The organism is Streptomyces sp. 6N223, assembly GCF_052246635.1.
Lineage (GTDB): Bacteria > Actinomycetota > Actinomycetes > Streptomycetales > Streptomycetaceae > Streptomyces.
This window is the reverse complement of sequence record NZ_JBQQCA010000022.1, coordinates 51228-76574: the sequence shown is the minus strand read 5'-3', so window position 1 is coordinate 76574 and position 25347 is coordinate 51228. Positions and strand designations below refer to the sequence as shown.

Annotated in this window: 22 protein-coding genes; 10 read left to right on the top strand and 12 right to left on the bottom strand. The window is 75.1% G+C overall.

What is annotated here, in order from left to right:
* Position 1: 1 nt before the first annotated feature.
* The 4 genes from ACTWQH_RS15990 to ACTWQH_RS15975 form a co-directional block, all read right to left on the bottom strand.
* Positions 2-1054, bottom strand: a complete 1053-nt coding sequence (locus tag ACTWQH_RS15990) for a polyprenyl synthetase family protein (RefSeq protein WP_443287207.1) — start codon at positions 1052-1054, stop codon at positions 2-4.
* On the bottom strand, positions 1051-2214 hold the full coding sequence (gene ispG, locus ACTWQH_RS15985) for a flavodoxin-dependent (E)-4-hydroxy-3-methylbut-2-enyl-diphosphate synthase (protein WP_443287206.1): 1164 nt from the start codon (positions 2212-2214) through the stop codon (positions 1051-1053). The genes ACTWQH_RS15990 and ispG overlap by 4 nt, the downstream gene beginning before the upstream one ends.
* A gap of 192 nt (positions 2215-2406) precedes the next feature.
* A complete protein-coding gene (locus ACTWQH_RS15980) occupies positions 2407-3003 on the bottom strand; it encodes a GNAT family N-acetyltransferase (protein ID WP_443287205.1) in 597 nt (198 codons plus the stop codon).
* Positions 2981-3613: a pyridoxamine 5'-phosphate oxidase family protein gene (locus ACTWQH_RS15975; RefSeq protein ID WP_443287204.1), complete on the bottom strand. Its 633-nt coding sequence runs from the start codon at positions 3611-3613 to the stop codon at positions 2981-2983. The genes ACTWQH_RS15980 and ACTWQH_RS15975 overlap by 23 nt, the downstream gene beginning before the upstream one ends.
* 106 nt (positions 3614-3719) lie before the next feature.
* Here ACTWQH_RS15975 and ACTWQH_RS15970 point away from each other — a divergent pair, with 106 nt between their 5' ends.
* Both ACTWQH_RS15970 and argH read left to right on the top strand, forming a co-directional pair.
* Positions 3720-4916, top strand: coding sequence for an argininosuccinate synthase (locus ACTWQH_RS15970; protein WP_443287203.1), 1197 nt, complete (start codon positions 3720-3722; stop codon positions 4914-4916).
* The gene (argH, locus tag ACTWQH_RS15965; RefSeq protein WP_443287202.1) at positions 4913-6361 is read left to right on the top strand and encodes an argininosuccinate lyase; all 1449 of its coding nucleotides are present in this window, start codon (positions 4913-4915) and stop codon (positions 6359-6361) included. Before ACTWQH_RS15970 ends, argH begins: the two co-directional genes overlap by 4 nt.
* Position 6362: 1 nt before the next feature.
* Here the strand turns inward: argH and ACTWQH_RS15960 are convergent, their stop codons facing one another.
* Genes ACTWQH_RS15960 through ACTWQH_RS15945 form a run of 4 tightly spaced genes read right to left on the bottom strand, consistent with a single transcriptional unit; the run spans position 6363 to position 10855 of the window.
* Positions 6363-7232, bottom strand: coding sequence for a transglutaminase family protein (locus ACTWQH_RS15960; protein WP_443287201.1), 870 nt, complete (start codon positions 7230-7232; stop codon positions 6363-6365).
* Positions 7229-8203 (bottom strand): alpha-E domain-containing protein, encoded by a 975-nt coding sequence (locus ACTWQH_RS15955; RefSeq protein WP_443287240.1) that lies wholly within the window; start codon positions 8201-8203, stop codon positions 7229-7231. Before ACTWQH_RS15955 ends, ACTWQH_RS15960 begins: the two co-directional genes overlap by 4 nt.
* 2 nt (positions 8204-8205) lie before the next feature.
* Complete coding sequence (locus ACTWQH_RS15950) at positions 8206-9765, bottom strand: circularly permuted type 2 ATP-grasp protein (RefSeq protein ID WP_443287200.1); 1560 nt, start codon at positions 9763-9765, stop codon at positions 8206-8208.
* 31 nt (positions 9766-9796) lie between these two features.
* Complete coding sequence (locus ACTWQH_RS15945; RefSeq protein WP_443287198.1) at positions 9797-10855, bottom strand: Gfo/Idh/MocA family protein; 1059 nt, start codon at positions 10853-10855, stop codon at positions 9797-9799.
* 122 nt (positions 10856-10977) lie between these two features.
* Between ACTWQH_RS15945 and ACTWQH_RS15940 the strand changes: the two genes are divergently transcribed.
* Positions 10978-11949, top strand: a complete 972-nt coding sequence (locus ACTWQH_RS15940) for an aldo/keto reductase (RefSeq protein ID WP_443287197.1) — start codon at positions 10978-10980, stop codon at positions 11947-11949.
* A gap of 144 nt (positions 11950-12093) precedes the next feature.
* Here the strand turns inward: ACTWQH_RS15940 and ACTWQH_RS15935 are convergent, their stop codons facing one another.
* A complete protein-coding gene (locus ACTWQH_RS15935; protein ID WP_443287196.1) occupies positions 12094-12774 on the bottom strand; it encodes a lysophospholipid acyltransferase family protein in 681 nt (226 codons plus the stop codon).
* Positions 12775-13009: 235 nt separating this feature from the next.
* Between ACTWQH_RS15935 and ACTWQH_RS15930 the strand changes: the two genes are divergently transcribed.
* Both ACTWQH_RS15930 and ACTWQH_RS15925 read left to right on the top strand, forming a co-directional pair.
* Positions 13010-14176, top strand: coding sequence for a glycerophosphodiester phosphodiesterase (locus ACTWQH_RS15930; RefSeq protein ID WP_443287195.1), 1167 nt, complete (start codon positions 13010-13012; stop codon positions 14174-14176).
* Between the two features lie 233 nt (positions 14177-14409).
* Positions 14410-14907: a GNAT family N-acetyltransferase gene (locus ACTWQH_RS15925; protein ID WP_443287194.1), complete on the top strand. Its 498-nt coding sequence runs from the start codon at positions 14410-14412 to the stop codon at positions 14905-14907.
* A gap of 28 nt (positions 14908-14935) precedes the next feature.
* On the opposite strand, the gene ACTWQH_RS15920 is transcribed toward ACTWQH_RS15925, so the two are convergent.
* Together ACTWQH_RS15920 and ACTWQH_RS15915 are read right to left on the bottom strand one after the other, a co-directional pair.
* Positions 14936-15382: a hypothetical protein gene (locus ACTWQH_RS15920; RefSeq protein WP_443287193.1), complete on the bottom strand. Its 447-nt coding sequence runs from the start codon at positions 15380-15382 to the stop codon at positions 14936-14938.
* The gene (locus ACTWQH_RS15915) at positions 15375-15749 is read right to left on the bottom strand and encodes a hypothetical protein (RefSeq protein ID WP_443287192.1); all 375 of its coding nucleotides are present in this window, start codon (positions 15747-15749) and stop codon (positions 15375-15377) included. Before ACTWQH_RS15915 ends, ACTWQH_RS15920 begins: the two co-directional genes overlap by 8 nt.
* 227 nt (positions 15750-15976) lie before the next feature.
* Between ACTWQH_RS15915 and ACTWQH_RS15910 the strand changes: the two genes are divergently transcribed.
* The 5 genes from ACTWQH_RS15910 to ACTWQH_RS15890 all read left to right on the top strand — a co-directional run bounded on the left by ACTWQH_RS15910 (position 15977) and on the right by ACTWQH_RS15890 (position 23900).
* Positions 15977-16591, top strand: coding sequence for a GNAT family N-acetyltransferase (locus ACTWQH_RS15910; RefSeq protein WP_443287191.1), 615 nt, complete (start codon positions 15977-15979; stop codon positions 16589-16591).
* Between the two features lie 94 nt (positions 16592-16685).
* Positions 16686-17933 carry a precorrin-6y C5,15-methyltransferase (decarboxylating) subunit CbiE gene (cbiE, locus tag ACTWQH_RS15905; RefSeq protein WP_443287190.1) on the top strand — a complete coding sequence of 416 codons (1248 nt, stop codon included), beginning with the start codon at positions 16686-16688 and terminating at the stop codon, positions 17931-17933.
* A 1949-nt stretch (positions 17934-19882) separates the two neighbouring features.
* A complete protein-coding gene (cobT, locus tag ACTWQH_RS15900; protein ID WP_443287189.1) occupies positions 19883-21772 on the top strand; it encodes a nicotinate-nucleotide--dimethylbenzimidazole phosphoribosyltransferase in 1890 nt (629 codons plus the stop codon).
* Positions 21773-21816: 44 nt separating this feature from the next.
* Positions 21817-23061, top strand: coding sequence for a uroporphyrinogen-III C-methyltransferase (gene cobA / locus ACTWQH_RS15895; protein ID WP_443287188.1), 1245 nt, complete (start codon positions 21817-21819; stop codon positions 23059-23061).
* Positions 23058-23900, top strand: a complete 843-nt coding sequence (locus tag ACTWQH_RS15890) for a TrmH family RNA methyltransferase (RefSeq protein ID WP_443287187.1) — start codon at positions 23058-23060, stop codon at positions 23898-23900. The genes cobA and ACTWQH_RS15890 overlap by 4 nt, the downstream gene beginning before the upstream one ends.
* On the opposite strand, the gene ACTWQH_RS15885 is transcribed toward ACTWQH_RS15890, so the two are convergent.
* Positions 23897-25027 carry a serine/threonine-protein kinase gene (locus ACTWQH_RS15885; RefSeq protein ID WP_443287239.1) on the bottom strand — a complete coding sequence of 377 codons (1131 nt, stop codon included), beginning with the start codon at positions 25025-25027 and terminating at the stop codon, positions 23897-23899. The two genes, ACTWQH_RS15890 and ACTWQH_RS15885, sit on opposite strands and share 4 nt — an antisense overlap.
* Between the last annotated feature and the right edge of the window lie 320 nt (positions 25028-25347).

Below are 25347 nucleotides of genomic sequence, written 5' to 3'. Positions count from 1 at the left end.
CTCACCGGTCCCGGCGGCAGGCCAGGCGTGCCAGCGCCGCCAGGCAGGCCGCCGCCGGCTCGGCGGGCTCGGCCACCCGCAGGGAGTCCAGCGCCAGGCTCAGCTCCTCCTCGGCCGTCGCCTCCGCCCAGGACCGCCCGCCCGCCTCCACCACGAGATCGGCCAGCAGCGTCACCTCGCCCGCTTCCCCGCCGGAGGGGGCGGCGTACAGCTCGGCGAGCCTGCGACCCGCCGGCGTGCCGGAGTCCAGCGCCGCCACCACCGGCAGCGACTTCTTGCGGCTGGCCAGGTCCGCGCCGGCCGGCTTGCCGGTGACGTCCGGGTCGCCCCATATGCCGAGCAGGTCGTCGGCGAGCTGGAACGCCATGCCCAGGTGCCTGCCGAACCGCCGCAGCGCCTCGGTCTGCTCCGGCGACCCGCCGGCCCACAGCGAGCCCAGCGCGCAGGAGTACTCCAGCAGCGCCGCCGTCTTCCGCTCGGTCATCGCCAGGCACTCGGCCAGCGGGACGTGCGAGCGCTCCTCGAAGCTGACGTCCGTCTGCTCGCCCTCGATCAGCGAGATCGTCGCCTCGCTCAGCCACCTGATGCCGGTGCCCGCGCGCGACTCGTCCGGCTGGTCGCCCAGCACCCGGCTGGCGTGGCTCAGCAGCGCGTCCCCGGCCAGCAGCGCGGCGGGGATGCCGAACACCGTCCAGGCGGTGGGCCGGTGACGGCGCGTGGTGTCGCGGTCCAGGATGTCGTCGTGGAGCAGCGAGAAGTTGTGCACCAGCTCCACGGCGACGGCCGGGGCCAGCGCCGCCTCGGCGGTGCCGCCCACCGCCTCGGCGCAGCCGAAGACCAGGGCGGGCCGCAGCGCCTTCCCGGCCGGGGCGTTGTCGGGCCGGCCCTCGCTGTCGGTCCAGCCGAAGTGGTAGGAGGCGACCCGGGCCACGGGGCCGGGCAGCCGCTCGACCCAGGAACGCAGTGCCGGGTCGAGCAGGGCGCGCGTGCGCCGCAGCGCCTCCCGCGCCGTCAGCGGGTGGTCCCGCCCGGTGGTCTCGGCGGTGGTCGTCATGACGGCCCTCCCGGCTCGGCCGGCTCCGGATCTGTCGCCCGCACGGGCTCTGCCGCGGTCTCCGTCTCCTCGGCCAGGCGCAGCGCCTCCTCGACCAGCGCCTCCACGATCCCCGACTCGGGGACGGTGCGGACCGTACGCCCCCTGACGAAGATCTGCCCCTTGCCGTTGCCGGAGGACACCCCGAGGTCGGCCTCGCGCGCCTCGCCCGGCCCGTTGACGACGCAGCCCATCACCGCGACGCGCAGCGGGTGCGGGAAGCCGTCGAACGCCGCCGCCACCTGCTCGGTCAGCCGGTAGACGTCCACCTGGGCCCGGCCGCAGGACGGGCAGGAGACGATCTCCAGCGAGCGCTCGCGCAGCCCGAGCGAGGCGAGGATGCCCACGCCCGCCTTGATCTCCTCCACCGGCGGGGCGGAGAGCGAGACCCGGATGGTGTCGCCGATGCCCTCGGTGAGGAGCTGCGTGAACGCGACCGCCGACTTGATGGAGCCCTGCAGCAGCGGGCCCGCCTCGGTGACGCCGAGGTGCAGGGGGTAGTCGCAGCGCTCGGCGAGCAGCCGGTAGGCGGCGACCATCGTGGCGGGGTCGTGGTGTTTGACGGAGATCTTGATGTCGGTGAAGCCGTGCTCCTCGAAGAGCGAGCACTCCCACAGGGCGGACTCCACCAGCGCCTCGGGCGTCGCCCGGCCGTGCTTGGCGAGCAGCCTGGGGTCGAGCGAGCCGGCGTTGACGCCGATGCGGATCGGGATGCCGGCGGCGGTGGCGGCCTTGGCGATCTCCTTGACCTTGTCGTCGAAGCGCTTGATGTTGCCGGGGTTGACGCGGACGGCGGCGCAGCCGGCGTCGATGGCGGCGAAGACGTACTTCGGCTGGAAGTGGATGTCGGCGATCACCGGGATCTGCGACTTGCGGGCGATGACGGCCAGCGCGTCTGCGTCGTCCCGGGAGGGGACGGCGACGCGGACGATCTGGCAGCCGGCCGCGGTGAGTTCGGCGATCTGCTGAAGGGTGGCGTCGACGTCGGCGGTCACGGTGGTCGTCATGGACTGCACGGAGATCGGGGCGCCGCCACCGACCGGGACCGCGCCGACCATGACGTGGCGGGTGGCGCGGCGGGGCGGGGCGGGCGGCGCGGGCAGGCCGAGGTGTACGGGCATCACAGGACTCCCTCGCAGGCTGATCTGCCACTTCAGCTTGACCGCCCGGCCGGTCGGCGGAAACGGCGCGCGCGCCCCGCCGCGTGCGCCGTCCCCTGCCCGCTTCGCGCCGTCCGCCGCAGGGTAACGGAGCTGACCTGCTGTTCCGCTCAGGCCAAGGCCTGGCGCGGAGTCGCGCGACGCGCGCGCCAATCACCCGTGTGAGTGATCGGAACCGACGGGACGCGCCCGTCCGCCGCTGCCGCCGCGCCGCCGCCACTCCTCGGCGAGCACGGACCACATCTGGAGGTCGTGCCGCCGGCCGCCCATGGCGAAGACGCTGCGCAGCGTCCCCTCGTGCGTCATCCCCAGCCGCTTGGCGACGGCGATGCTGGGGGCGTTGGCCGGACTGACCAGCCACTCCACGCGCGTGATGCCGCGCGCGCCGACGGCCCAGTCGATCATGAGGGAGGCTGCCCGGGTCACCAGGCCCCGGCCCTGCGCCTCGGGCGCCAGCCACGCGCCGAGCTCGCAGGAGCCCTCCTCGGTGTTGAAGAGCCGGAAGATCATGCCGCCCAGCAGGTCCTCGCCCTGCCAGATGCCGTAGATCCGGCCCTCGTCGGCGGCCTGGCGTTCGGCGTACCGCCGCAGGAACCGCCGGGCCGACTCGGTGTCGGTCACGTCGTGCGCCCAGGGCAGCCAGGGCGTCAGGTGCTCGCGCACGCGGTCGGTGTACGCCGCGAGCTCCGCGGCCTGCCACGGCTCCAGGGGCCGCAGCTCGGCGCCGTCACCGAGCGGGGCGCTCAGCATCGTCACCTCCCGGGGTCGCGGCGGCCGCGGGAAGGGGCGGCAGGGGCAGCGGCAGGCCGGGCAGGCCGTCCATGCTGCGGGCGCTGTACTCCTTCTTGTGGAAGTACTCGTCCAGCGTCTCGTCCGTCTCCCGCTCGAAGCGGGAGCCGTGCAGCGGCCGGTCGCCCTCGTAGGTCATGAACGGCACGGCGAAGCCGCAGCTGTCGCGGATCTCCTCGGCGGTGACGACGATGATCGCGCGCAGGCCGTGCCGCGTGTGGTCGATGGCGGGGAAGCGCGCCAGCAGCTCGGGGAAGCGCGGGTCGTCGCGGAAGACGGGCTCGCCGCGGCCGTGGACGCGCACGACGGTCGGCGGGCCGGTGAAGGCGCACCACATGAGCGTGATGCGGCCGTTCTCCCGCAGGTGGGCGATGGTCTCGGAGTGGGAGCCGGCGAAGTCCAGGTAGGCGACGGTGCGTTCGTCGAGCACCGCGAAGGAACCGGTGAGGCCCTTGGGAGAGAGGTTGACGGTGCCCGAGGCGGAGAGCGGGGCGGTGGCGGTGAAGAAGACGCGTTGCTCTTCGATGAATGTCCGAAGCCTGCCCGTGATGCGCTCGTATGACTTACCCATGGGGGAAGTATCGGTCCCCGGACGGCGCGGACGCCTCCGGTTTGACGAATCATGCACAGCTCCGCATAATTATTCCAGTCCATGCATGGATTCCGAAGGAGACACCGTGACCGAGCGCGTCGTCCTGGCCTACTCCGGTGGCCTGGACACCTCCGTCTGCGTCGGCTGGATCGCCGAGGCCACCGGCGCGGAGGTCATCGCCGTCGCCGTCGACGTCGGCCAGGGCGGCGAGAGCCTCGACGTCATCCGCAAGCGGGCGCTCGCCTGCGGCGCGGTCGAGGCGGAGGTCGTCGACGCCCGGGACGAGTTCGCCGAGGGGTACTGCCTGCCCGCGATCAGGGCCAACGCGCTGTACATGGACCGCTATCCGCTGGTCTCCGCGCTCTCCCGGCCCCTCATCGTCAAGCACCTCGCCGCGGCCGCCCGCGCGCACGGCGCGGACACCGTCGCCCACGGCTGCACCGGCAAGGGCAACGACCAGGTGCGGTTCGAGGCAGGCATCGCCGCCCTCGCCCCGGACCTGACGTGCATCGCGCCCGTCCGCGACTACGCCATGACCCGCGACAGGGCCATCGCGTTCGCCGAGGACAAGGGGCTGCCGATCGCCACCACCAAGAAGTCGCCCTACTCCATCGACGCCAACCTCTTCGGGCGGGCCGTCGAGACCGGCTTCCTGGAGGACATCTGGAACGCGCCGGTCGAGGACGTCTACGAGTACACCCGGAACCCGGCCGCCCCCCGGGAGCCGGACGAGGTCGTCATCACCTTCGAGGCGGGCGCCCCGGTCGCCGTCGACGGCCGCCCGGTCACCCCGCTCCAGGCCGTCACCGAGCTGAACGAGCGGGCCGGCGCCCAGGGCGTCGGCCGGATCGACATGGTCGAGGACCGGCTCGTCGGCATCAAGTCCCGCGAGGTGTACGAGGCCCCCGGCGCCATCGCGCTGATCACCGCCCACCAGGAGCTGGAGAACGTCACGGTCGAGCGCGAACTCGCCCGCTACAAGCGGCAGGTCGAGCAGCGCTGGGCCGAGCTCGTCTACGACGGCATGTGGTTCTCCCCCCTGAAGCGCGCCCTGGACGGCTTCGTCACCGAGGCCAGCCGGCACGTCAGCGGAGACATCCGGATGACCCTCCACGGCGGCCGCGCCGTCGTCACCGGCCGCCGCTCCGCCCAGTCGCTGTACGACTTCAGCCTCGCCACCTACGACACCGGCGACAGCTTCGACCAGTCCCTGTCCAAGGGATTCATCGAGATCTTCGGCATGTCCAGCCGGATCGCGAGCAGGCGGGACCTGACCCAGTGACCGACGCACACGACGACACGACACAGCCGGACGTACGCCTGTGGGGCGGCCGGTTCGCCGACGGGCCGGCCCAGGCCCTGGAGCGGCTGAGCGCCTCGGTCCACTTCGACTGGCGGCTGGCCCCCTACGACATCGCGGGCTCCCGCGCCCACGCCCGGGTGCTGCACCGCGCCGGGCTGCTGAGCGACGACGAGCTGACGCGGATGCTCGCCGGGCTCGACCGGCTCGCCGCCGACGTGGCCGACGGCTCCTTCACCGGCACGCAAGCCGACGAGGACGTGCACACCGCCCTGGAACGCGGCCTGCTGGAACGCCTCGGCCCCGAGCTGGGCGGCAAGCTGCGCGCCGGGCGCTCCCGCAACGACCAGGTCGCCACCCTCTTCCGCATGTACCTGCGGGACCACGCACGCGCCGTCGCCGGGCTCGTCGCCGACCTCGAGGAGGCGCTGATCGGCCTGGCCGAGGCCCACCCCGACGCCGCCATGCCCGGCCGCACCCACCTCCAGCACGCCCAGCCCGTGCTCTTCGCCCACCACGTGCTCGCCCACGTCCAGGCCCTGGCCCGGGACGCGCAGCGGCTGCGGCAGTGGGACGAGCGCACCGCCGTCTCGCCGTACGGCTCGGGGGCGCTGGCCGGCTCCTCCCTCGGCCTGGACCCGGAGGCGGTCGCCGCCGACCTCGGCTTCGAGGGCGGCTCGGCGGCCAACTCCATCGACGGCACCGCCTCCCGCGACTTCGTCGCCGAGTTCGCCTTCATCACCGCGATGATCGGCGTGGACGTCTCCCGCATCGCCGAGGAGGTCATCCTCTGGAGCACCAAGGAGTTCTCCTTCGTCACGCTCCACGACGCCTTCTCCACCGGCAGCTCGATCATGCCGCAGAAGAAGAACCCGGACATCGCCGAGCTGGCGCGCGGCAAGTCCGGGCGCCTGATCGGCAACCTCACCGGGCTGATGGCCACCCTCAAGGCGCTGCCGCTGGCGTACAACCGCGACCTGCAGGAGGACAAGGAGCCCGTCTTCGACTCCTGCGACCAGCTGGAGGTCCTGCTGCCCGCGTTCACCGGCATGATCGCCACCCTCACCGTGCACACCGAGCGCATGGCCGAGCTGGCCCCGGCCGGGTTCTCGCTCGCCACCGACATCGCCGAGTGGCTGGTGCGGCGGGGCGTGCCGTTCCGCGACGCCCACGAGGTCGCGGGGGAGTGCGTGAAGGCGTGCGAGGCCGAGGGCATCGAGCTCGACGAGCTCACCGACGAGCGGTTCGCCAAGATCTCCCCGCACCTCACCCCGGACGTGCGGTCGGTGCTGAGCGTCGCGGGCTCGCTCGCCGCCCGCTCCGCCCGTGGCGGCACCGCGCCGTCGGCCGTCGCCGTCCAGCTCGCCGAGGCGAAGCAGGACCTGGCCGCCCAGCGCGCGTGGGCCTCGCGGGGCGCCGGCGCCTGAGCTACGTGAGCCGGGTGAACTCCACCGTCACCCGTGGCGGGCCGCTGGGCGCCCCGTGGTACACGCCCTTGTGCGGCACCACGTCGCCGTACTCCCGGCCCCGCGCCACGACGACGTGCGAGACGCCGGGCCGGGTCCGGTTGGTGGGGTCGTAGCCGACCCAGCCCCCGGCCCAGTACTCCACCCACGCGTGGCTCTCGCCCGCCACCACCCGGCCGGGCTCGGCCTCGGGGTCGGGGTGCAGGTAGCCGGAGACGTAGCGGGCGGGCAGCCCGACGCGGCGCAGCAGCGCCACCGTGAGGTGTGCGATGTCCTGGCACACCCCCGCCCGCTGCGTCCACGCCTCCTGCGCCCCGGTGTGCACCCCGGTGCTGCCCGCGAGGTACGCCACCCGGTCCCGCACCAGCCCGGCCACGGCCAGCGCCGCGTCGTGCGGCCCCAGCCCGCGCACGGCCGCGCGGGCCTCCTCCTCCGGGCCGTCCTCGACCGTGGTGCGCCGCGTCGCGAAGCCGAACTCCGCCAGCCGCGTGGCGTTCAGCGCATCCGCGATCGCCTCCCACGCCGGCGCCTCCGGCAGCGGCGGCGGGGGAGCGGTCTCCACCAGGCTGGTCGCCACCACGGTGAGCCTCTCGTGCGGCTCCATCAGGTCGAAGCTCGTCACCCGCGTGCCCCAGTAGTCCCAGTAGCTCCAGCTCTGGGCGGCCGGGCCGATCTCGATCCGCGCGTCCAGCGTCGTCTGCGCGGGCAGCGTCAGCGGCGTCATCCGCAGCTCGTTGTGGGAGGAGCTGGCCGCGCCGGCGTACTCCACCCGCGTCTCGTGGCGTATCCGCAGCCTGCGCCCCGCGCCCTCGCCGACGTCCTCCGCGCTCACACGCCCTCCTGGGACCAGGCCACCGGGCCGTCGTAGGGGAAGTACCGCTCGGCCACGGCGGCGGCCGACTCGCCGCAGGCGTCCTGGAGTTCCCGCAGCAGGCCCGGCAGCACGCCGCCGAGCTGCGAGGGGTCCAGGTACTCGAGGCGCGTCCGCATCCGGCCGATCGGCAGCAGCGCCGGGTCGGGCCGGCCGTACGGGTCGCGCCCGCGCCCGCCCGCGCCGTCTCCCAGCTCGGCCAGGCACCGCTCGGCCGTGGCCAGCGCGTGCCGCACCGAGCGCGGGAAGTCCCGGTTCAGCAGCAGGAACCCGGCGACGCTCGCCGCGTCGCCCGACCCGCCGTGCGTCCGCAGGAACGACTCCACCGCGCCGCTGGCCCCCAGCAGCGTCGGCCAGTCGGGGGCGTGCACGGCCGCCAGCACCCGCACCGCCAGCAGCCGCGCCGTCATGTCGACGCGCTCCAGACTGCGGCCCAGCACCACGAACCGCCAGCCGTCGTCGCGGCTCATCGTCGAGTCGGCCAGGCCGAAGAAGAGCGCCGCCCGGTTGCGTATCGCCCCCAGGTAGGCGTGCGGCCCGGTGCGGCGGGCGGCGGCCCGGTGCTCGCCCAGGCTGTGCCAGGTGGAGTTCAGGCACTCCCACATCTCCGTGGAGACCACCTCGCGCGCGCGGCGGGCGTTCTCCCGCGCCGCGCCGAGGGCGCCCTCGATCGCGCCGCCGCCGTCGCGGTCGAACGCCAGATGCTCCAGCACCTGGTCGATGTCGCAGGGGCGGTCGGGATGGGGCGCCACGCCGAGGATGGCGTGCAGCGAGCGGCAGGCGGCGTCCTCGTCGCTCCAGGGATCCTCCAGCAGGCGGTGCAGGTAGGCGTCGAGGATGCGCGCGGTGTCGTCGGCCCGCTCCACGTAGCGCCCGGTCCAGAACAGCGACTCGGCGATCCGCGACAGCATCACGTCGGCGGTGGTCGGCATGCTCACTGCTGGCCTCCCCGCGCCGCCGCGGCCGGCCCCAGCTCGCGCGGCGCCACGTCGCGCGGCGGCGGCAGCTCGTCGCCCTCGGCGATGGCGGTGAGCACCGACCGGGTGGCGGCGCCCGGCACGCGGTGGCGCGGCAGCACCCAGGTGTCCTTGGAGCCGCCGCCCTGGCTGGAGTTGACCACCAGGCTGCCCTCCCCGAGCGCCACCCGCGTCAGGCCGCCGGGCAGCAGCCAGACGTCGCGGCCGTCGTTGACCGCGAACGGCCGCAGGTCCACGTGGCGCGGCGCGATGCCGCCGCCGGTCAGCGTCGGCGAGGTGGACAGCATCACCGGCCGCTGCGCGATCCAGCCCCGGGGGTTGGCCATCACCTGCGCGCGCAGCCGGTCGAGGGTGGCGCGGTCGGCCTGCGGGCCGATGACGATGCCCGCGCCGCCCGCGCCGTCCACCGGCTTGAGCACGAGCGAGCCGAGCTGGTCGAGCACCGCCTCCAGCTGGCCCGGCTCCTCGGGCCGGTAGGACTCCACGTTGGGCAGCACCGGCTCCTCGCCCAGGTAGTAGCGGATCAGCTCGGGCACGTAGGTATACAGCAGCTTGTCGTCGGCGATGCCGTTGCCCACGGCGTTCGCCAGCGTGACGGTGCCCGCCCGCGCCGCCGTCATGATCCCCGGGCAGCCGATCACCGAGTCCGGCCGGAAGTGCAGCGGATCGAGGAAGTCGTCGTCCAGCCGCCGGTAGACCACGTGCACCGGCGCCTCGCCGCGCGTGGTGCGCATCCTGACGCGGTTGCCCGAGCACACCAGGTCGCGGCCCTCGACGAGCTGCACTCCCATCAGCCGGGCCAGCAGCGCGTGCTCGAAGTAGGCGGCGTTGTGCACCCCGGGGGTGAGCACCACGACCACCGGATCGTCCACGCCCTCGGGCGCGGCGGCGCGCAGCGCGGCCAGCAGCCGCTGCGGGTACTCGTCCACCGGCCGCACCGGCGCCTCCGCGAAGAGCGCGGGGAAGACCCGCGTCATCGCCCGCCGGTTCTCGATGACGTAGGAAACGCCGGACGGCACGCGGACGTTGTCCTCCAGCACCCGGAACGCGCCGTCCACGTCGCGCACCAGGTCGATCCCGGCGACGTGGACGCGCACCCCGCCCGGCGGCTGCACGCCGTGCGCCGCCCGGTGGTAGTGCGGCGAGGAGTGCAGCAGCCGGTAGGGCACCACGCCGTCCTCGAAGACCTGGCAGCCGCCGTAGGCGTCGCCGAGGTACGCCTCCAGCGCGCGGATGCGCTGCCGCACGCCGCGCACGATGGTGTCCCACTCCAGCGCGTCGAGGATGCGCGGCACCAGGTCGAGGGGGAAGGGACGTTCCTCCCCGGCGTGGGCGTAGGTCACGCCCCGGTCGGTGAACGACCGGGCCATCTGCTCGGCGCGGAACGCCAGGTCCGCGGTGTCCAGGGGCTGCAACGCCGCGAACACCGGCTCGTAGGCGGCGCGCACCACCCCTGGACCCTCGAACATCTCGTCCCACGCGCCCGCCATCGTGTACGAGTCGAATATGTCCGCCATGAAGTGACAGTATGAGGCAGGCGTTTCCCATTCATGTCGACGATGCTTCGGAAAACTCGTCGCCGGGCTCCCCCGGGAAGCGCAGCCCGATCCGGTCGCGCACCGCGTCCAGCGTGCGCATCACCGCCAGGCTCCCCTCCAGCGGCACCAGCGGCGACTCCAGCTCGCCCGCCCGCAGCGCGCGCATCACCTCGGCCGCCTGGTGGACGAAGGTGCGCCCCGGGGCGGGCCCGGTGAACTCCTCGGGCTCGGCGCCCCGCCGGTGCAGCACGAACCGCTCGGCGAAGAAGAAGCCGCGGGGGAACTCGATCCGGCCCTGGGTCCCGGTCACCGACGCGCGCAGCGGCGTGTCCGCGACGAGCGAGCAGCTGAGCGCGGCCAGCGCGCCCGAGGCGTAGCCCAGCAGGATCCCGGTGTTCTCGTCCACGCCGTCCGCCAGCCGCGCCCAGGCCGCCACCTCCTCGGGCTCGCCGAGGACCAGGTGCGCGAAGGACACCGGGTAGACGCCGATGTCCAGCAGCGCGCCGCCGCCGCGGGCCGGGTCGAGCAGCCGGTGGCCCGGGGCGAGGCCGGACAGCCCGAAGTCGGCGTGCACCGCCCGCACCTCGCCGATGGCGCCGTCGCGCACCAGGTCGGTCATCCGCCGGATCACCGGGTTGCAGTACGTCCACATGCCCTCCATGAGGAAGACGCCCCGCTCCCGGGCGAGCGCCACCAGCGGCTTGGCCTCCGCCTCGCTGAGGGTGAACGGCTTCTCGCACAGCACCGCCTTGCCCGCCAGCAGGCACTCGCGGACGGCGGTGTGGTGGGCGTTCTGCGGGGTCGCCACGTACACCACGTCAACGCCGGGGTCGGCGGCCAGCTCCGCCCAGCTGCCGTGGGCGCGCGGGATGTTGAAGCGGCGGGCGAACGCCTCGGCCGCCGCCGTCGAGCGGGAGCCCACCGCCGCCACCTCGGCGTCCGGCAACCGGCCGAGGTCCTCGGTGAACGACGCGGCGATGGATCCGGTCGCCAGGATGCCCCAGCGCACCGGCCGCGCGGGCCGCTCTGCCCCGGTCGTCGTGTTCGTCTCGTTCGTCGCGTCGGTCACGTTCGTCTCAGCCGCCTCTCCCTCGACGTCCCGACAGCGTAGGTGCGCGCTGGGTACCGTGACTGCCCCACCCTCACCACACACCGTCGACATCGTCGGCACCGTCAGGAGGTCGTGACGCCGTGGCGTTCACCCGCTTCGACCCCCGGGCCACCCCCACCGCCCGCGTCGGCCTGGGCCTGGCCGCCGTCGGCAGGCCCGGCTACCTCAACCTCGGGCGGGCCCGGGACCTCCCGGCCGAGCGCACCCCGGACGCGCTGCGCGAGCGCACCCACCGGCTGCTGGACGCCGCCCACGCCGGCGGCGTGCGCTACCTGGACGCGGCCCGCTCCTACGGCCGCGCCGAGGAGTTCCTCGCCGGCTGGCTGCGCGCCCGCCCGGAGGTCACCGACGTGGTCGTCGGCAGCAAGTGGGGCTACACCTACACGGCGGGCTGGCGAGCCGACGCCGAGGTGCACGAGGTGAAGGACCACGGCGCCGGCACGCTCGACCGCCAGTACGCCGAGACCCGGGCGCTGCTGGGCGACCGGCTCGACCTGTACCAGATCCACTCCGTCACCCCGGAGAGCCCGGCGCTGAGCGACCCGGGCGTGCTGGCGCGGCTGGAGGGCCTGGCGGAGGCGGGCGTGAGCGTCGGGCTGTCCACCTCCGGGCCGGGCCAGGCGGAGGCGATCCGCGCGGCGCTGCGCCTCACGCGCGGCGGGCGTCCGCTGTTCACCACCGTGCAGGCCACCTTCAACCTGCTGGAGCCCTCGGCCGGTGAGGCGCTCGCCGAGGCGCACGCGGCCGGCCTGACCGTCATCGTCAAGGAGGCCATGGCCAACGGCCGCCTGGCGCCCGACGCCGCCCCGCCCGCGCTGCGCGATCTCGCGCGCGAGACGGGAGCGGGGACCGACACCCTCGCGCTCGCCGCCGTGCTGCACCAGCCGTGGGCCGGCGTCGTCCTCTCCGGCGCTGCCACCGTGCCGCAGCTCGCGAGCAACCTCGCCGCGGTCCGCCTCCGCCTGGAGGAGGAGCAGTTGGCGCGCCTGGCAGAGGTCGCCGAGCCGCCCGACGCCTACTGGCGCCACCGCTCGGCCATGGCCTGGACCTGACGCATCCTCGGCGGGGCCACGCGCACGTGCGGAGGTCCTGCGCCGCGCCCTCGTCCCCGTCTCGCGGTTTCCGCCGTGGCGAACCACGGTCCGGACGCGGGGATTCCTCCGGGGTCCAGGGGGCGGGCGGGTGGGGGAGAACCCCTACGCCGCCTTCACCTTCGTGGCGTACATGTCCACGTACTCCTGCCCGGAGAGCCGCATCACCTCGGTCATCACCTCGTCGGTGACGGCCCGCAGCACGTAGCGGTCGCGGTCCATGCCCTCGTACCGCGAGAAGTCCAGCGGCTGGCCGAAGCGGACGGTGATCCGCCGCCCCCGCCCGATCCGCGGCAGCCCGCGGCCCCCCGGCTGCACCCGGTCCGTGCCGATCATCGCGAACGGCACCACCGGCGCGCCCGTCATCAGCGTCAGCCGGGCGATGCCCGTGCGCCCCCGGTAGAGCCGGCCGTCGGGGGAGCGGGTGCCCTCGGGGTAGATCCCGAAGACCTGCCCCTCCTCCAGCACGCGCCGCCCGGTCATCAGCGCCGCCACCCCGCCGTGGCCGCCGTCGCGGTCCACGGGGATCATGCCGACCGCCGTGAAGAACCACGCCATCGCCCGGCCCTTCAGGCTGCGGCCCGTGACGTACTCGTCCTTGCCGATGAAGAACACCTGCCGCCGGCTGATCAGCGGCAGGATGATCGAGTCGATGAAGGTCAGGTGGTTGCCGGCCAGGATCACCGGACCGTTCTCCGGAACGTTGCCGCCGCCCTCGACCCGTGGGCGGAAGAAGAGCCACAGCAGCGGGCCGAGCAGCACCTTCAACAGTGCGAATCGGGACAACTTCCCCTCCATTAGGTCATGGTCATGCGTCCGGCCGCATGACTGCAGGACGATACCCGGGTCGGCCATCCCCCGCGCACGGGGTTCACTCTGCGTTCACCGCTCTGCGCGCGCCTCCCGCCGTCGACGTGCCTTCGCCGGCTGTTCGCCCGCGCGTCCTCGTGCGGGCACGTCCGCGTCCCTACGATCGGGCGCGATCACCGGATCCCAGCCACACCAGCCCCAGGAGGCAACCATGGCAGCTGAATCGACCCCTCGACGGCGGGCGGTGCTGGGCGCGGCGGTGGCGGGTGCCTCGGCCGCCACCCTGCTACCGGCCGCGCGGGCCAACGCCGCGACATCCGCCGCCTCGGCCGCCTCCGCGGCCGGCGGCAGACCGTCCCCGCTGCCCGTCCCCACGGTCATCGCCCACCGCGGCGCCTCCGGCTACCGGCCGGAGCACACCCTGGGCGCCTACCAACTCGCCCTCGACATGGGCGCGGACATCATCGAGCAGGACCTGGTGCCCACCAAGGACGGCCACCTGGTCTGCCGCCACGAGAACGACATCACCGGCACCACCGACGTCGCCGACCACCCCGAGTTCGCCGGCCGGCGCACCACCAAGACCGTCGACGGCCAGCAGCTCACCGGCTGGTTCACGGAGGACTTCACCCTCGCCGAGCTGCGGACGCTCCGCGCCACCGAGCGCATCCCCGCCCAGCGCCCCAACAACACCCTCTACAACGGCCGCTGGACCGTGCCCAGCTTCGAGGAGGTCCTGCGCTGGGCCGCCGACGCCGCACGCCGCCGCGGCCGCCCGGTGTGGCTGTACCCCGAGACCAAGCACCCCACCTACTTCCGCGAGCTCGGCCTCGGCCTGGAGCAGCCGCTGGCCCGGCTGCTGCGCCGCTTCGGCCTCCACGGCGCCGACGCCCCCGTCTTCCTCCAGTCCTTCGAACCCACCAGCATGCAGCGCATGTCCCGCCTGGTGGACACCCCGCGCGTGGTGCTGCTCAGCTCGCTCACCTCCCAGCCCTGGGACTTCAAGGTCTCCGGCGACCCGCGCACCGTCGCCGACCTCATCACCCCGGAGGGGCTGCGTGAGATAGCGGGATACGCCCACGGCATCGGGCCCACGCTCGACCTCGTCATCCCCCGCCGCTCCGACGGCACCCTGGGCACCCCCACGACGCTGGTGGCCGACGCCCACGCCGAGGACCTCGTCGTCCACCCGTACACCCTGCGCAACGAAAACAGCTTCCTGCCGGCCGAGTTCCGCACGGGCACGGACCCCAACCGCTACGGGGACGTCTTCGGCGCGATCGGAACCTTCTTCGAGCAGGGCATCGACGGGGTCTTCGCCGACCAGCCCGACACCGCGCTCCTCGCGGCGGCCGACTTCCGGGCCTCGCGCGACTGATCGCCGGGCGACCCGCGGCGGCGCGGTCCACCTCACATCGCCCACCGTCATAGAGACAGAAATCTCAAAGGTAGTTGGGGCGCACACGTTCCCCTCCGCACCCGCTCCCTAGCACAATGCTGTCGGCGCGGCGCACACCCCCCGCGCCGTCAGGGCTGACACCGGCCGGGCGCGCGACCCTCATCCCAAGCGCGCAACGGCCCGAACACCTCAACCGGAGGAGGCGTGTGCGGATGGGCATGAGCGTGACCATCGACAGGGCGGAGGAGCGCGACGCCGAGCAGATCCTCAAACTCCAGTATCTGTGCTACCAGCCGGAGGCCGAGCTGTACGGCGACTACACCATCGAGCCGCTGACGCAGTCCCTGGCCGCGCTCCGCGCCGAGGTGCGGGAGGGCTGCGTGCTGGTGGCCAGGCTGGGTGAGGAGGTCGTCGGATCGGTGCGCGGCACCGTCGACGCCGACGGCACCGCGCACATCGGCCGGCTCATCGTCCATCCCCGGATGCAGCGCCACGGCCTGGGCGGGCGGCTGCTGGCCGCGATCGAGGAACGCCTCACAGCCGAGCGCCACGCGGCCCGCTACCGCCTGTTCACCGGCCACCGCAGCACCGGCAACCTGCGCCTGTACCGCAGGCTCGGCTACGCGCCGGTCTCCACCGAGGAGGTCTCCCGCCAGCTCAGCCTGGTCACCATGGAGAAGGAGGCACCCCGCTCCATGGCCAGCACCTGATCGTGGAGCCCGCGCAGGCGCCCGTCGGCTATCCGCCGCCGGGCGCCTGGGGCTCCGGCCGCGCGCGCCGCAGCCACAGCAGGCCGGTCACCGGGAGCACGAGCGGGAAGAGGAGGTACCCGACCCCGTAGTCCGACCACACCGTCGCGTCCGGGAACGCCCCGGGATCCACCAGCGTCCACGTGCCGACCGTCAGCACGCCCGCGAGCTCCACCGCGCAGCACCCCAGCGCCAGCCGCCGAGCCCGCTCCCCGCCGCGCACCAGCGAGACCGTGATGAAGGCGTAGATCAACGCCGCCACCGCCGAGAGCAGATACGCCAGCGGCGCCTCGTCGAAGCGCGTGGAGAGCTGGTAGACCGACCGCGACGCCGCCCCGACCGTGAAGATGCCGTAGAGCGTGACCAGCAGCCGCCCCGGCCCGTGCCGCAGGCCGCGTCGCTCCCCGGCCACCCGCGACTCCGTCTGCTCAGCCACCGGTGCCCCCCGCCCACAGGTCGGCCAGCCGCAGCTCCAGCGCCGCCACCACCACGGCGCCGGCGGCCACCGTCACCGACCCCCAGCGGCTGCGTTCGCCCAGCGCGACGACCGCGACCACCGGCAGGCACAGCGGGACCGCGACGAGATAGGACACGAAGAGCGCGGTGCCGCCCCCGGCCGGCCGCTCGTCCCCGGCGAGCTGCGCCACGGCGATGCCCGCCTGCACGAGCGTGAGCAGCAGCACCACGGCCACGCCGATGTAGTGCCAGTCCTTCACCGGTTGATCGCGCAGGGCCGCGTACCCGCACCAGGCGGCCAGCAGCAGCGCGGCCACGCCCACGGTGACCGTCAGCGGGGTCAGCATGGCGCCGACTTTACTGGCGCGCTGTTGACCGCAGCACACCGGTCCGCGGCGTTACCCATCGCGACGTCTGTGTCATCGGCCGCAGGGGCGCCGACGCCCCCTCGCCGACGTCACCGACGACCACGGCCTGCGCTTCGACGGGCCCCGCTCCATGCCGGGGCCCGGCGCTGCGCCCGCAAGGGCGATGCTGCATGCTGTCCCCTCAGAAACCAGGCAGGGAGCGGCGCATGACATCCACCTTCCCCGACATCACCATCAGCACGGACCGCCTCGTGCTGCGCGCGTTCGAGGAAGCGGACATCCCGGATCTCGCCGAGATGATGAACGACGAGCTCACCACGGCGTGGACCTCCGTGCCCCATCCCTACACCCTCCAGGAGGCCCGCGACTGGGTCACGCGCCGCGCTCCCGCCGAGCGCACCGAGGGCCGGGGCATCGTGCTCGCCGTCGCCGAGATCCTCACCCACCGCCTCGTCGGCAGCGTGCACCTGATGAACACCAACTGGCGCACCCTGGCGACGGAGGTCGGCTACGTCATCGCGCCCTGGGCCAGGGGAGAGGGGTACGCGGCGGAGTCCGTCCTCGCCCTCGTGCAGTGGCTCTTCCGGGACCAGAAGTTCGAACGCCTGGAGCTGCGCACCGCGGCCGGCAACACCGCCTCCCAGCAGGTCGCCCAGAAGACCGGCTGCGTCAGCGAGGGCGTCCTGCGCAACGCGGTCATAGTGCGCTCCCGCACCGAGGACGGCGGGTGGACCGACATCCGCACCGACCTCATCGTCTGGGGCCTGCTCCCCGAGGACCTGGAGGACGCCCTCGGCTCCCCGGGCTCGCCGGCCCGCTGACCGGGCGCGGTAGGCTCCTGGCGTCCCCCAGCTGCGTAGTCCCGGCTTGCAAGCCAAGCACAGCCAAGCCACCAAGCCCAGGAGCGCCCCGACCATGGCCGACCGCGTCACCGTGATCGGATGGGACGGCTCCCCTCTGGAGCCCGCCGCGCGGGCGGCGTTGCGCGCGGCCACCCTGGTCGCCGGGGCGCCGCGCCACCTGGCGCTCCCCGAGGTGCCGCCGCACGCCGAGCGCGTCCAGCTCGGCAGCGTCGCCCTGGCCGCCCGCCGCATAGCCGCCCACCGCGGCACCGCCGTCGTGATCGCCGACGGCGACCCCGGCTTCTTCGGCGTGGTCCGCACCCTGCGCGACCCCGAGCACGGCCTGGAGGTGGAGGTCGTGCCCGCCGTCTCCGCCGTCTCCGCCGGCTTCGCCCGCGCCGGTATGCCCTGGGACGACGCGCGCGTCGTCGTCGCCACCCGGCGCACCCTGCGCCGCGCCGTCAACGTCTGCCGGGCCCACCCCAAGGTCGCCGTCCTGACCTCGCCGGGCGCCGGGCCCGCCGAGATCGCCCTGCTGCTGGGCGACGTCCACCGCACCTTCGTGATCTGCGAGGCGCTGGGCACCGAGGGGGAACGGGTCTCCGTCCTCACCTCCGACACCGTCTCGCAGTACCGCTGGAGCGACCCCAACCTGGTGATCGTGGTCGGGGGCGTGGGCTCGGCCCACGCGGCCGCCGACGGCTGGCTGGCCGGGCTCGAACCGGGCCACGGCGTTCAGCCGCGCGGCTGGGGGCTCGACCCGGCGGCGTACGGCCTGCCCGCGCCCGCCGACCCGGGCGGCGGGGCCCCGTCGCCCGGCCGGGACCCGCGGCTGCGCGCCCTGCAACTGGCCGCGCTCGGGCCGGGCGTGGGCGAGCTGATGTGGGACATCGGCATGGGCGACGGACTCGCCGCCGTGGAGGCGGCGCGCCTCGGCTCGGCGGTCATCGCGCTGGACCGCGACGCCGCGGCCTGCGCCCGCGCCGAGGAGGCCGCGCGGCGGCTGGGCGTACAGCTCCACGTCGTCCACGGCATCGCGCCACAGGCGCTGGCCCGGCTGCCCGAGCCCGACGTGGTACGGGTCGGCGGCGGCGGCCCGCGTACGCTCGCCGCCTGTGCGGACCGCAGGCCGCAGCGCCTGGTGACCCATGCCCTGACGCGGGATCAGGCCGAGGCCGCCGGGCGGGTGCTGAGCGGCGCAGGGTACGAGGTGCGGTGCACGCTGCTGCAATCGGTCGAACTGGAGACCCGCGACTGGACGGAACGCGGCCGGTCCGTTGCCTTTCTGCTCGTCGGCAGTCGCCTCCCGGCACCCCAGTGACAAACCAGGATCATCCCGGGCCACTCGCGCACCCATGACCGGTACCAGCCACGCACCCGGGTAGGCTGGTGGATCGTTGTGCGCGCGGCCGGAGCTGATGGTTCATCCGTCAATGTCCGGGATGTGGCGGGTAAGGAGCACTACCGATGGGCGAGGGACGCATGACGAACACCGGCCAGGTCCAGGAGGGGGAGCAGTCGGCGGGGCAGGCCCAGCCGATGCGGCAGGCGCCACCGGGACAGCCGGGCGCCCCACTCCCCGCCGCCGTCCCGCCGTACCCGTTCCCCGGCCAGGCGGACGACCCGGCCGACGACGCCGACGACGAGGAACTCCTGATGCCCGGCGCCCCCGGCGCCTGGGCCGACGCCGTCGTGGCCCCGCCCTCCAACGCGACTCCGCCCTCCGGCACGCCCTCACCGGCCACACCCCCGGCGGGCGTGCCCAGCCAGCCCACGCCGAGCGCCGGAACGCCGGTCCCCGGCGTCCAGGCGCCGGGCGCGCCCGCCGCCGGTGCTGCTCCGGCCGCGGGCACGCCGGCCTCCGGTACGCCGTCGCCCAGCACTCCGGCTTCTGGCACCGCGGTCCCGGTCCCGGGTCCGGCGGCCTCGGGGACTCCCGCCGCGGGCACGCCGGCTCCCGCCGCCGGTGCTGCTCCGGCCTCCGGAACTCCGGTCCCCGGGGCTCCCGGTCCCAGCGCCCCGGCCACCGGAACTCCGTCTCCGAACACCCCGGCGGCGGGCATTCCGGCCCCTGTGTCCTCCGGTGCCCCCGCCGCCGGCCCGGCCGCGCAGGCACCCGGTACTCCGGGGCCCAGCACTCCCGCCGCCGGGCCCGCGGTTCCGGGCACCCCGGCGTCGGGCACGCTCGCCGCGGGCGTTCCGGCTGCCGGTGCCGCGGTTCCTGGCGGCTCGGATGCGGTGACGCCGCCTCCGGGCACGCCGGCTTCGGGCACTCCCGTGCCGGATGGTGCGGCTGCGGCTGCCGGAAGCCCTTCTCCGGATGTTCCCGCCTCGGGTGCGCCGGCTGGCGGCGCTGCGGTTCCGGGCGCCCCGGCGTCGGGCACCCCGGTCCCCGCTACTCCGCCCTCGGGCGTTCCGGCTGCGGGTGCCGCGAATCCTGGTGGTCCAGGTCCGGTGCCCCCGTCTCCGGGCGTTCCCCATCCGGGTACGCCGGCGTCCGGTACTCCATCTCCGGGCACCCCCGTCTCCGATGGCGCGGCTGCCGGCGGCTCGCCTGCGGATGTTCCCGCCTCCGGCACGCCAGCGTCCGGTGCCCCGGGGTCCGCTGCTCCGGCCGACGGAACCCCGGCGTCGGGTGTCCCGGCTGCCGGGAGCCCGTCTCCGGGCGTTCCCGGCTCGGGTGCTCCGGCACCCGATGCCCAGGGGGCCGGTGCTCCGGCTGGCGGCACTGCGGTTCCGGGCACCCCGGCGTCGGGCACGCCGGCGTCGGGCACGCCGGTCCCGGGCGCTCCGGCGGCCGGCGTTCCTGATGCGGGCACTCCGGCCTCCGGCGTTCCGGCTTCGGACGCGCCGGCGGCCGGTGCTGCGGCCCCTGGTCCTCCGGCCACCGGCGCTCCCGGCGCCGGGATCCCGGCCGCGGGCACGCCGGCCGCTGGCGCGCAAGCCCCCGGAACTCCCGCGCCCGGCGATCCTGCCCCCGCGCCTGGCACGCCCGGCGCGCCCCCCGCAACCGCTGCTTCGGCGGCCCCGGGAACGCCGTCCGCCTCCGGCACCCCGCCGCACGGCACGCCCGCGCAAGGTGCCGCGCCAGCGCCAGGCACCCCGCCGCACGGAACCCCTGCACAGGGGACTCCGCCGGAAGGCACCCCGACCCCGGCTGTCCCCGCCTCCGGTGCGTCAACGCCCGTCGCCACCGCGCCCGCTCCGGCCGCCGCCGAGGCGGCCGCCCAAGGGGAGCCCGCCGCGGGAACCCCGGCATCCGGCGTTCCCGTGCCCGACGCCCCGGCGGACGGTCAGCAGCCCGCCCCCGCGGCCCCCGCGCCCCCGCGGCAGCCCGTCGTCGTGCCCGCGCAGGCGAACGCCTGGCCCTCGGCGGCCCCGGCCGCCCCCGCGGCCCCCGCGCCCGAGGCGCCGGAACCGCAGCAGCCCGCCCCGCTCGGCCTCCCCGAGGCCGAACGGGAGGCCGTGCACCGCCTCATGCGGCAGCGGCGCGACGTCCGCCAGGGATTCCGCCCCGACCCCATCCCGCACGACGTGCTGCTGCGGATCCTCCAGGCCGCCCACACCGCCCCCAGCGTCGGCCTCACCCAGCCCTGGGACTTCGTCATCATCCGCTCCGCCGAGACCCGGCAGCGCGTCCACGAGCTCGCCGCCCGCCAGCGCGAGGCGTACGCCACCTCCCTCCCCAAGGCCCGCGCCCGGCAGTTCAAGGAACTCAAGGTCGAGGCGATCCTCGACACCCCGGTCAACATCGTCGTCACCGCCGACCCCACCCGCGGCGGCCGCCAGGCGCTCGGGCCGCTCACCCACCCGCAGATCGCTCCGTACTCCGCCGCCCTCGCCGTGGAGAACCTCTGGCTCGCCGCCCGCGCCGAGGGCCTGGGCGTCGGCTGGGTCAGCTTCTTCGACGAGGGCGAGCTCATCAAGGCCCTCGAACTCCCCGAGCACCTGGAGATCGTCGCCTACCTCTGCATCGGCTACGTCGACGAGTTCCCCGACGAGCCCGAGCCCGTGCCCGGCGCGGGCTCCCAGCGCCGCCCGCTGTCGTGGGTCGTCCACGAGGAGTCCTACGGCCGCCGCGCCCTGCCCGGCGCCGCGCCGCACGACCTCCTCAGCGAGACCCTCGCCGAGATCCGCCCGCTCGACGCGCAGGCGCTGGGCGAGGCCTGGGAGCGGCAGAAGCGGATGACCAAGCCCTCCGGGGCCCTCGGCGCCCTGGAGGTCATCGCCGCCCAGCTCTGCGGCCTGGCCCGCTCCTGCCCGCCGCCCGTGCCCGAGCCGGCCGCCGTCGCGGTCTTCGCCGGCGACCACGGCGTTCACGCCCAGGGCGTCACCGCCTGGCCGCAGGAGGTCACCGGCCAGATGGTGGCCAACTTCCTCGGCGGGGGAGCGGTCTGCAACGCCTTCGCCAACCAGGTCGGCGCCGAGGTGTGCGTCGTCGACGTGGGCGTCCGCGGCGAACTGCCCGGCGTCCAGGGCCTGATGCCGCGCAAGGTCAGGTCCGGCACCGACGACATCACCGCCGGGCCCGCCATGAGCCCCGAGGAGGCGCTGCGCGCCGTCGAGATCGGCATCGAGACCGCCCGCGACCTCGTCGCCTCCGGCAACCGGGCGTTGCTCACCGGCGAGATGGGCATCGCCAACACCACGGTCGCCGCCGCCCTCATCGCCGCCTTCACCGACTCGGACCCCGCCGAGGTCACCGGCCGGGGCACCGGCATCGACGACGAGACGCACGCCAGGAAGATCGACGCGGTACGCCGCGCGCTGGAGCGCCACCAGCCCAGCGCCACCGACCCGCTGGGCGTGCTCGCCGCCCTCGGCGGCCTGGAGCACGCGGCGCTCACCGGCTTCGTCCTCGGCAGCGCCGCGCTGCGCGTGCCGGTCATCCTGGACGGCGTCAGCGCCGGGGCCGCCGCCCTGGCCGCCCGCGCCATCTCCCCGGAGGCGGTGTCCGTCTGCATCGCCGGCCACCGCAGCGCCGAGCCGGGGCACCTCGCCGCCCTCACCTCCCTCGGCCTGCGCCCGCTGGTCGACCTCGACCTGCGCCTCGGCGAGGGCACCGGCGCGCTGCTCGCCCTCCCGGTGGTCCAGAGCGCGGCCCGCGCGCTGCGCGAGGTCGCCACCTTCGACTCCGCGGGCGTGACCGACAAGAATTGACCCCCGCGCCGATAACCGCGCCCGCGCCGAGGAGCAACACCGTCATGCCCGCCACGCCTGCCACGCCCGACAACCCCGCACATCCTGCATATCCCGTCGGACTGCGCCTGACCGGACGCCGCGTCCTCGTCCTCGGCGGCGGCACCGTCGCCCAGCGGCGGCTGCCCGCGCTGCTCGCCGCCGGGGCCGACGTCCTGCTGATCGCCCCCGAGGTCACCCCGTCGGTGCAGGCCATGGCCGAGGCGGGTGAGATCACCTGGCAGCGGCGCGGCTACCGCCCCGGCGACGTCGAGGGCGCCTGGTACTGCCTGATCGCCACCGACGACCCGGGCGTCAACGCCGCCGCCTCGGCCGAGGCCGAGGAACGCCGCGTGTGGTGCGTGCGCAGCGACGACGCCGAGGCCGCCACCGCCTGGACCCCGGCCACCGGCCGCAGCGACGGCGTCACGGTCGCCGTGCTCACCGGCACCGACCCGCGCCGCTCGGCCGCCGTCCGCGACGCCGTCGTCGAAGGCCTGCGCGACGGCACCCTCACCGCGCCGCGCCACCGCCACCGCACCCCGGGCGTCGCCCTCGTCGGCGGCGGCCCCGGCGACCCGGATCTCATCACGGTCCGGGGCCGCCGCCTGCTGGCCGAGGCCGACGTCGTCATCGCCGACCGGCTCGGCCCCCGCGAGCTGCTTGCGGAGCTGCCGCCGCACGTCCAGGTCATCGACGCCGCCAAGATCCCCTACGGCCGGGCCATGCAGCAGGAGGCCATCAACAGCGCCCTCGTCGAGCACGCCAAGGCGGGCCGGTCGGTGGTGCGCCTCAAGGGCGGCGACCCGTACGTCTTCGGGCGCGGCATGGAGGAGGTCGACGCCCTCACGGCGGCCGGCATCCCCGTCACCGTGGTGCCCGGCATCACCAGCGCCATCAGCGTCCCGTCCGCCGTGGGCATCCCCGTCACCCACCGGGGCGTCGCCCACGAGTTCACCGTCGTCAGCGGCCACCTGGCGCCCGACGACCCCGCCTCCCTGGTCGACTGGCGGGCGCTGGCCGCCCTGCACGGCACGCTGGTGCTGCTCATGGCGGTTGAGCGGATGGGCGCCATCGCCGCCACCCTCATCCGGCACGGCCGGTCGCCCGACACCCCCACCGCCGTCATCCAGGAGGGCACCACGGCCGCCCAGCGCCGCGTGGACGCCACCCTCGGCACCGTCGCCGAACGCATCGCAGCCGAGGAGGTGCGCCCGCCCGCCGTCATCGTCGTCGGCGACGTGGTGCGGCCCGGGGCGGATCCGGCGTGACCGGCGGGCCTGGCGGCGGCCCGATCGAGGTCGGCGACCCGGCCGACCCCCGCCTCGCCGACTACACCGCGCTCACCGACGTCGCCCTGCGCACCGTGCGCGAGCCCGCCGAGGGCCTGTTCATGGCCGAGGGCGAGAAGGTCATCCGCCGGGCGCTCGCCGCCGGCTACCCGATGCGCTCGATGCTGCTGACGCCGAAGTGGGCCGGGCAGCTCCGGGACGTCATCGACGCCACCGGCGCCCCGGCGTACCTGGTCAGCGTGGAGGTGGCCGAACGCCTCACGGGCTACCACGTGCACCGCGGCGCCCTGGCCGCGATGGCGCGCAAGCCGCTGCCGGACCCCGCGCGCCTGCTGACGGGACCGCCGCCGCGGCGGGTCGCGGTGCTGGAGGACATCGTGGACCACGCCAACGTCGGCGCGGCCTTCCGCAGCGCCGCCGCGCTCGGCATCGACGCCGTGCTCACCACCCCGCGCTGCGCCGACCCGCTCTACCGGCGTTCGGTCAAGGTCTCCATGGCCGCCGTGCTCCAGGTGCCCTGGACCCGGCTCGAGCCCTGGCCCGAGGAGGGCCTGCGCCTGCTGCGCGACGCCGGGTACGCCACGGCCGCGCTCGCCCTCACCGACGACGCCATCACCCTTGACGAGCTCGCCGCCCGCCGGCACCCCAGGCTCGCCCTCGTCTTCGGCACGGAGGGCGCCGGCCTGAGCCGGGCCACGCTGGCCGCCGCCGACGTGCGGGTCCGGATCCCGATGAGCGCCGGGGTGGACTCGCTCAACGTGGCCGCCGCCTGCGCCGTCGCCTGCTACGCCACGCGCCCGCGCTGGCCACAGGCCTAGACGGGCCCTTGGCAGCCCTGCGCGGCGGCGATGCCGAGCGCCACCAGCAGCGTCACGGTGACGAAGATGATCAGCCGCTGCCGCAGGAGCCGCCGGTCCACCCCGCGCCCCGGCCCCGGCCTCGACCCCGGACGCCGCCCCGGCCCGGGCCGCGGCGCCGGTCGGGGCCGTGCGCCCACACCGGCCCGCGCGGACGCGCGCCCGTCGGGCCCCGCGACCCCGGCGTTCCCGGTCCCGGTCCCGCTCCCGGCCGAGGCCGGGCGCTGCCGCGCCCCGGTCGCCTGGCCGTCGGCCCCGCCGACCCCGCGCGCCTCCCGGGCGGCGATCTCCTTCAGCCGCAGCGACAGCTGCAGCGTGGTGGGACGCTCCTGCGGCGACTTCGCCAGGCACGAGCGCAGCAGCGGCGCCAGGGCGGCGGGCACGCCGCGCAGCTCCGGCTCCTCGTGCACCACGCGGTAGAGCATCACCTCGGAACTGCCCTGCCCGAAGGGCGAGTCGCCGAGCGCCGCGTACGCCAGCGTCGCCCCCAGCGAGAACACGTCCGTCGCCGGCGTGACCGTCTGGCCGCGCACCTGCTCCGGCGCGAGGAAGCCCGGCGAGCCCACGGCCGTGCCCACGTGCGTCAGCGTGCTCGCGCCCGTCGACCAGGCGATGCCGAAGTCGATGATCCGCGGGCCCTTGGGCGACAGCAGGATGTTGGACGGCTTCAGGTCGCGGTGCACCACGCCGGCCTCGTGCACCGCGACCAGCCCTTCGGCGAGCGCCGCCCCGATGGCGGCGGACTCGGCCGCCGTCAGCGGCCCGCGCTCCATCACCCGGTCGTGCAGCGAGGGCCCGGGCACGTACTGCGTGGCGAACCACGGCCGGTCCGCCTCCAGATCGGCGGCGACCAGCCGCGCCGTGCACCCGCCCCGGATACGCCGCGCCGCCGACACCTCCCGCGCGAACCGCGAGCGGAACTCCTGGTCCTCGGCGAGCTCCGGCCGGATCACCTTCAGCGCGACCCGCTGGCCCCGCCGGTCGGAGCCGAGGTACACCACGCCCATCCCCCCGGCACCGAGCCGGCGATGAAGCCTGAAGGCGCCGACGACGCGCGGATCCTCGCGCCGGAGCCGCATCATCGCCATGTCCACCTCGCTGCCCGGTCCTTGTACTGGGCCACAGCTTACGGACTGCCCGCCCCCAGCGCCGAAAGGCCGCGCAGCTTAACGCCCCTACCGCGTACCGCCCCTGGGGGATATCCCTGGCGCGCGCGACCGCGTATCCACCCTGGGGAGTAGCCGGGTCGCCACGGTCTCATCCTGGGGGAGGCCCCGAGGTCGGTACGCCGGGCTGACGTCTCGCGTGCCCCGCGCACCTAGTGTTGTCCTCAAGCGGCGGGCGCAGCACTCGTCCCCCGAGGTCACCCGCCCGCCGCCCCAAAGGACTTTCGGAGCGAGATCCGGCA

Excerpts from the sequence above, each read along its gene's own strand:
- ACTWQH_RS15990 (WP_443287207.1), bottom strand. The coding sequence starts at position 1,054 with ATGACGACCACCGCCGAGACCACCGGGCGGGACCACCCGCTGACGGCG.
- ispG (WP_443287206.1), bottom strand. The coding sequence starts at position 2,214 with ATGCCCGTACACCTCGGCCTGCCCGCGCCGCCCGCCCCGCCCCGCCGC.
- ACTWQH_RS15980 (WP_443287205.1), bottom strand. The coding sequence starts at position 3,003 with ATGCTGAGCGCCCCGCTCGGTGACGGCGCCGAGCTGCGGCCCCTGGAG.
- ACTWQH_RS15975 (WP_443287204.1), bottom strand. The coding sequence starts at position 3,613 with ATGGGTAAGTCATACGAGCGCATCACGGGCAGGCTTCGGACATTCATC.
- ACTWQH_RS15955 (WP_443287240.1), bottom strand. The coding sequence starts at position 8,203 with ATGCCGACCACCGCCGACGTGATGCTGTCGCGGATCGCCGAGTCGCTG.
- ACTWQH_RS15950 (WP_443287200.1), bottom strand. The coding sequence starts at position 9,765 with ATGGCGGACATATTCGACTCGTACACGATGGCGGGCGCGTGGGACGAG.
- ACTWQH_RS15930 (WP_443287195.1), top strand. The coding sequence starts at position 13,010 with ATGGCAGCTGAATCGACCCCTCGACGGCGGGCGGTGCTGGGCGCGGCG.
- ACTWQH_RS15925 (WP_443287194.1), top strand. The coding sequence starts at position 14,410 with ATGGGCATGAGCGTGACCATCGACAGGGCGGAGGAGCGCGACGCCGAG.
- ACTWQH_RS15915 (WP_443287192.1), bottom strand. The coding sequence starts at position 15,749 with ATGCTGACCCCGCTGACGGTCACCGTGGGCGTGGCCGCGCTGCTGCTG.
- ACTWQH_RS15910 (WP_443287191.1), top strand. The coding sequence starts at position 15,977 with ATGACATCCACCTTCCCCGACATCACCATCAGCACGGACCGCCTCGTG.
- cbiE (WP_443287190.1), top strand. The coding sequence starts at position 16,686 with ATGGCCGACCGCGTCACCGTGATCGGATGGGACGGCTCCCCTCTGGAG.
- cobA (WP_443287188.1), top strand. The coding sequence starts at position 21,817 with ATGCCCGCCACGCCTGCCACGCCCGACAACCCCGCACATCCTGCATAT.
- ACTWQH_RS15885 (WP_443287239.1), bottom strand. The coding sequence starts at position 25,027 with ATGGCGATGATGCGGCTCCGGCGCGAGGATCCGCGCGTCGTCGGCGCC.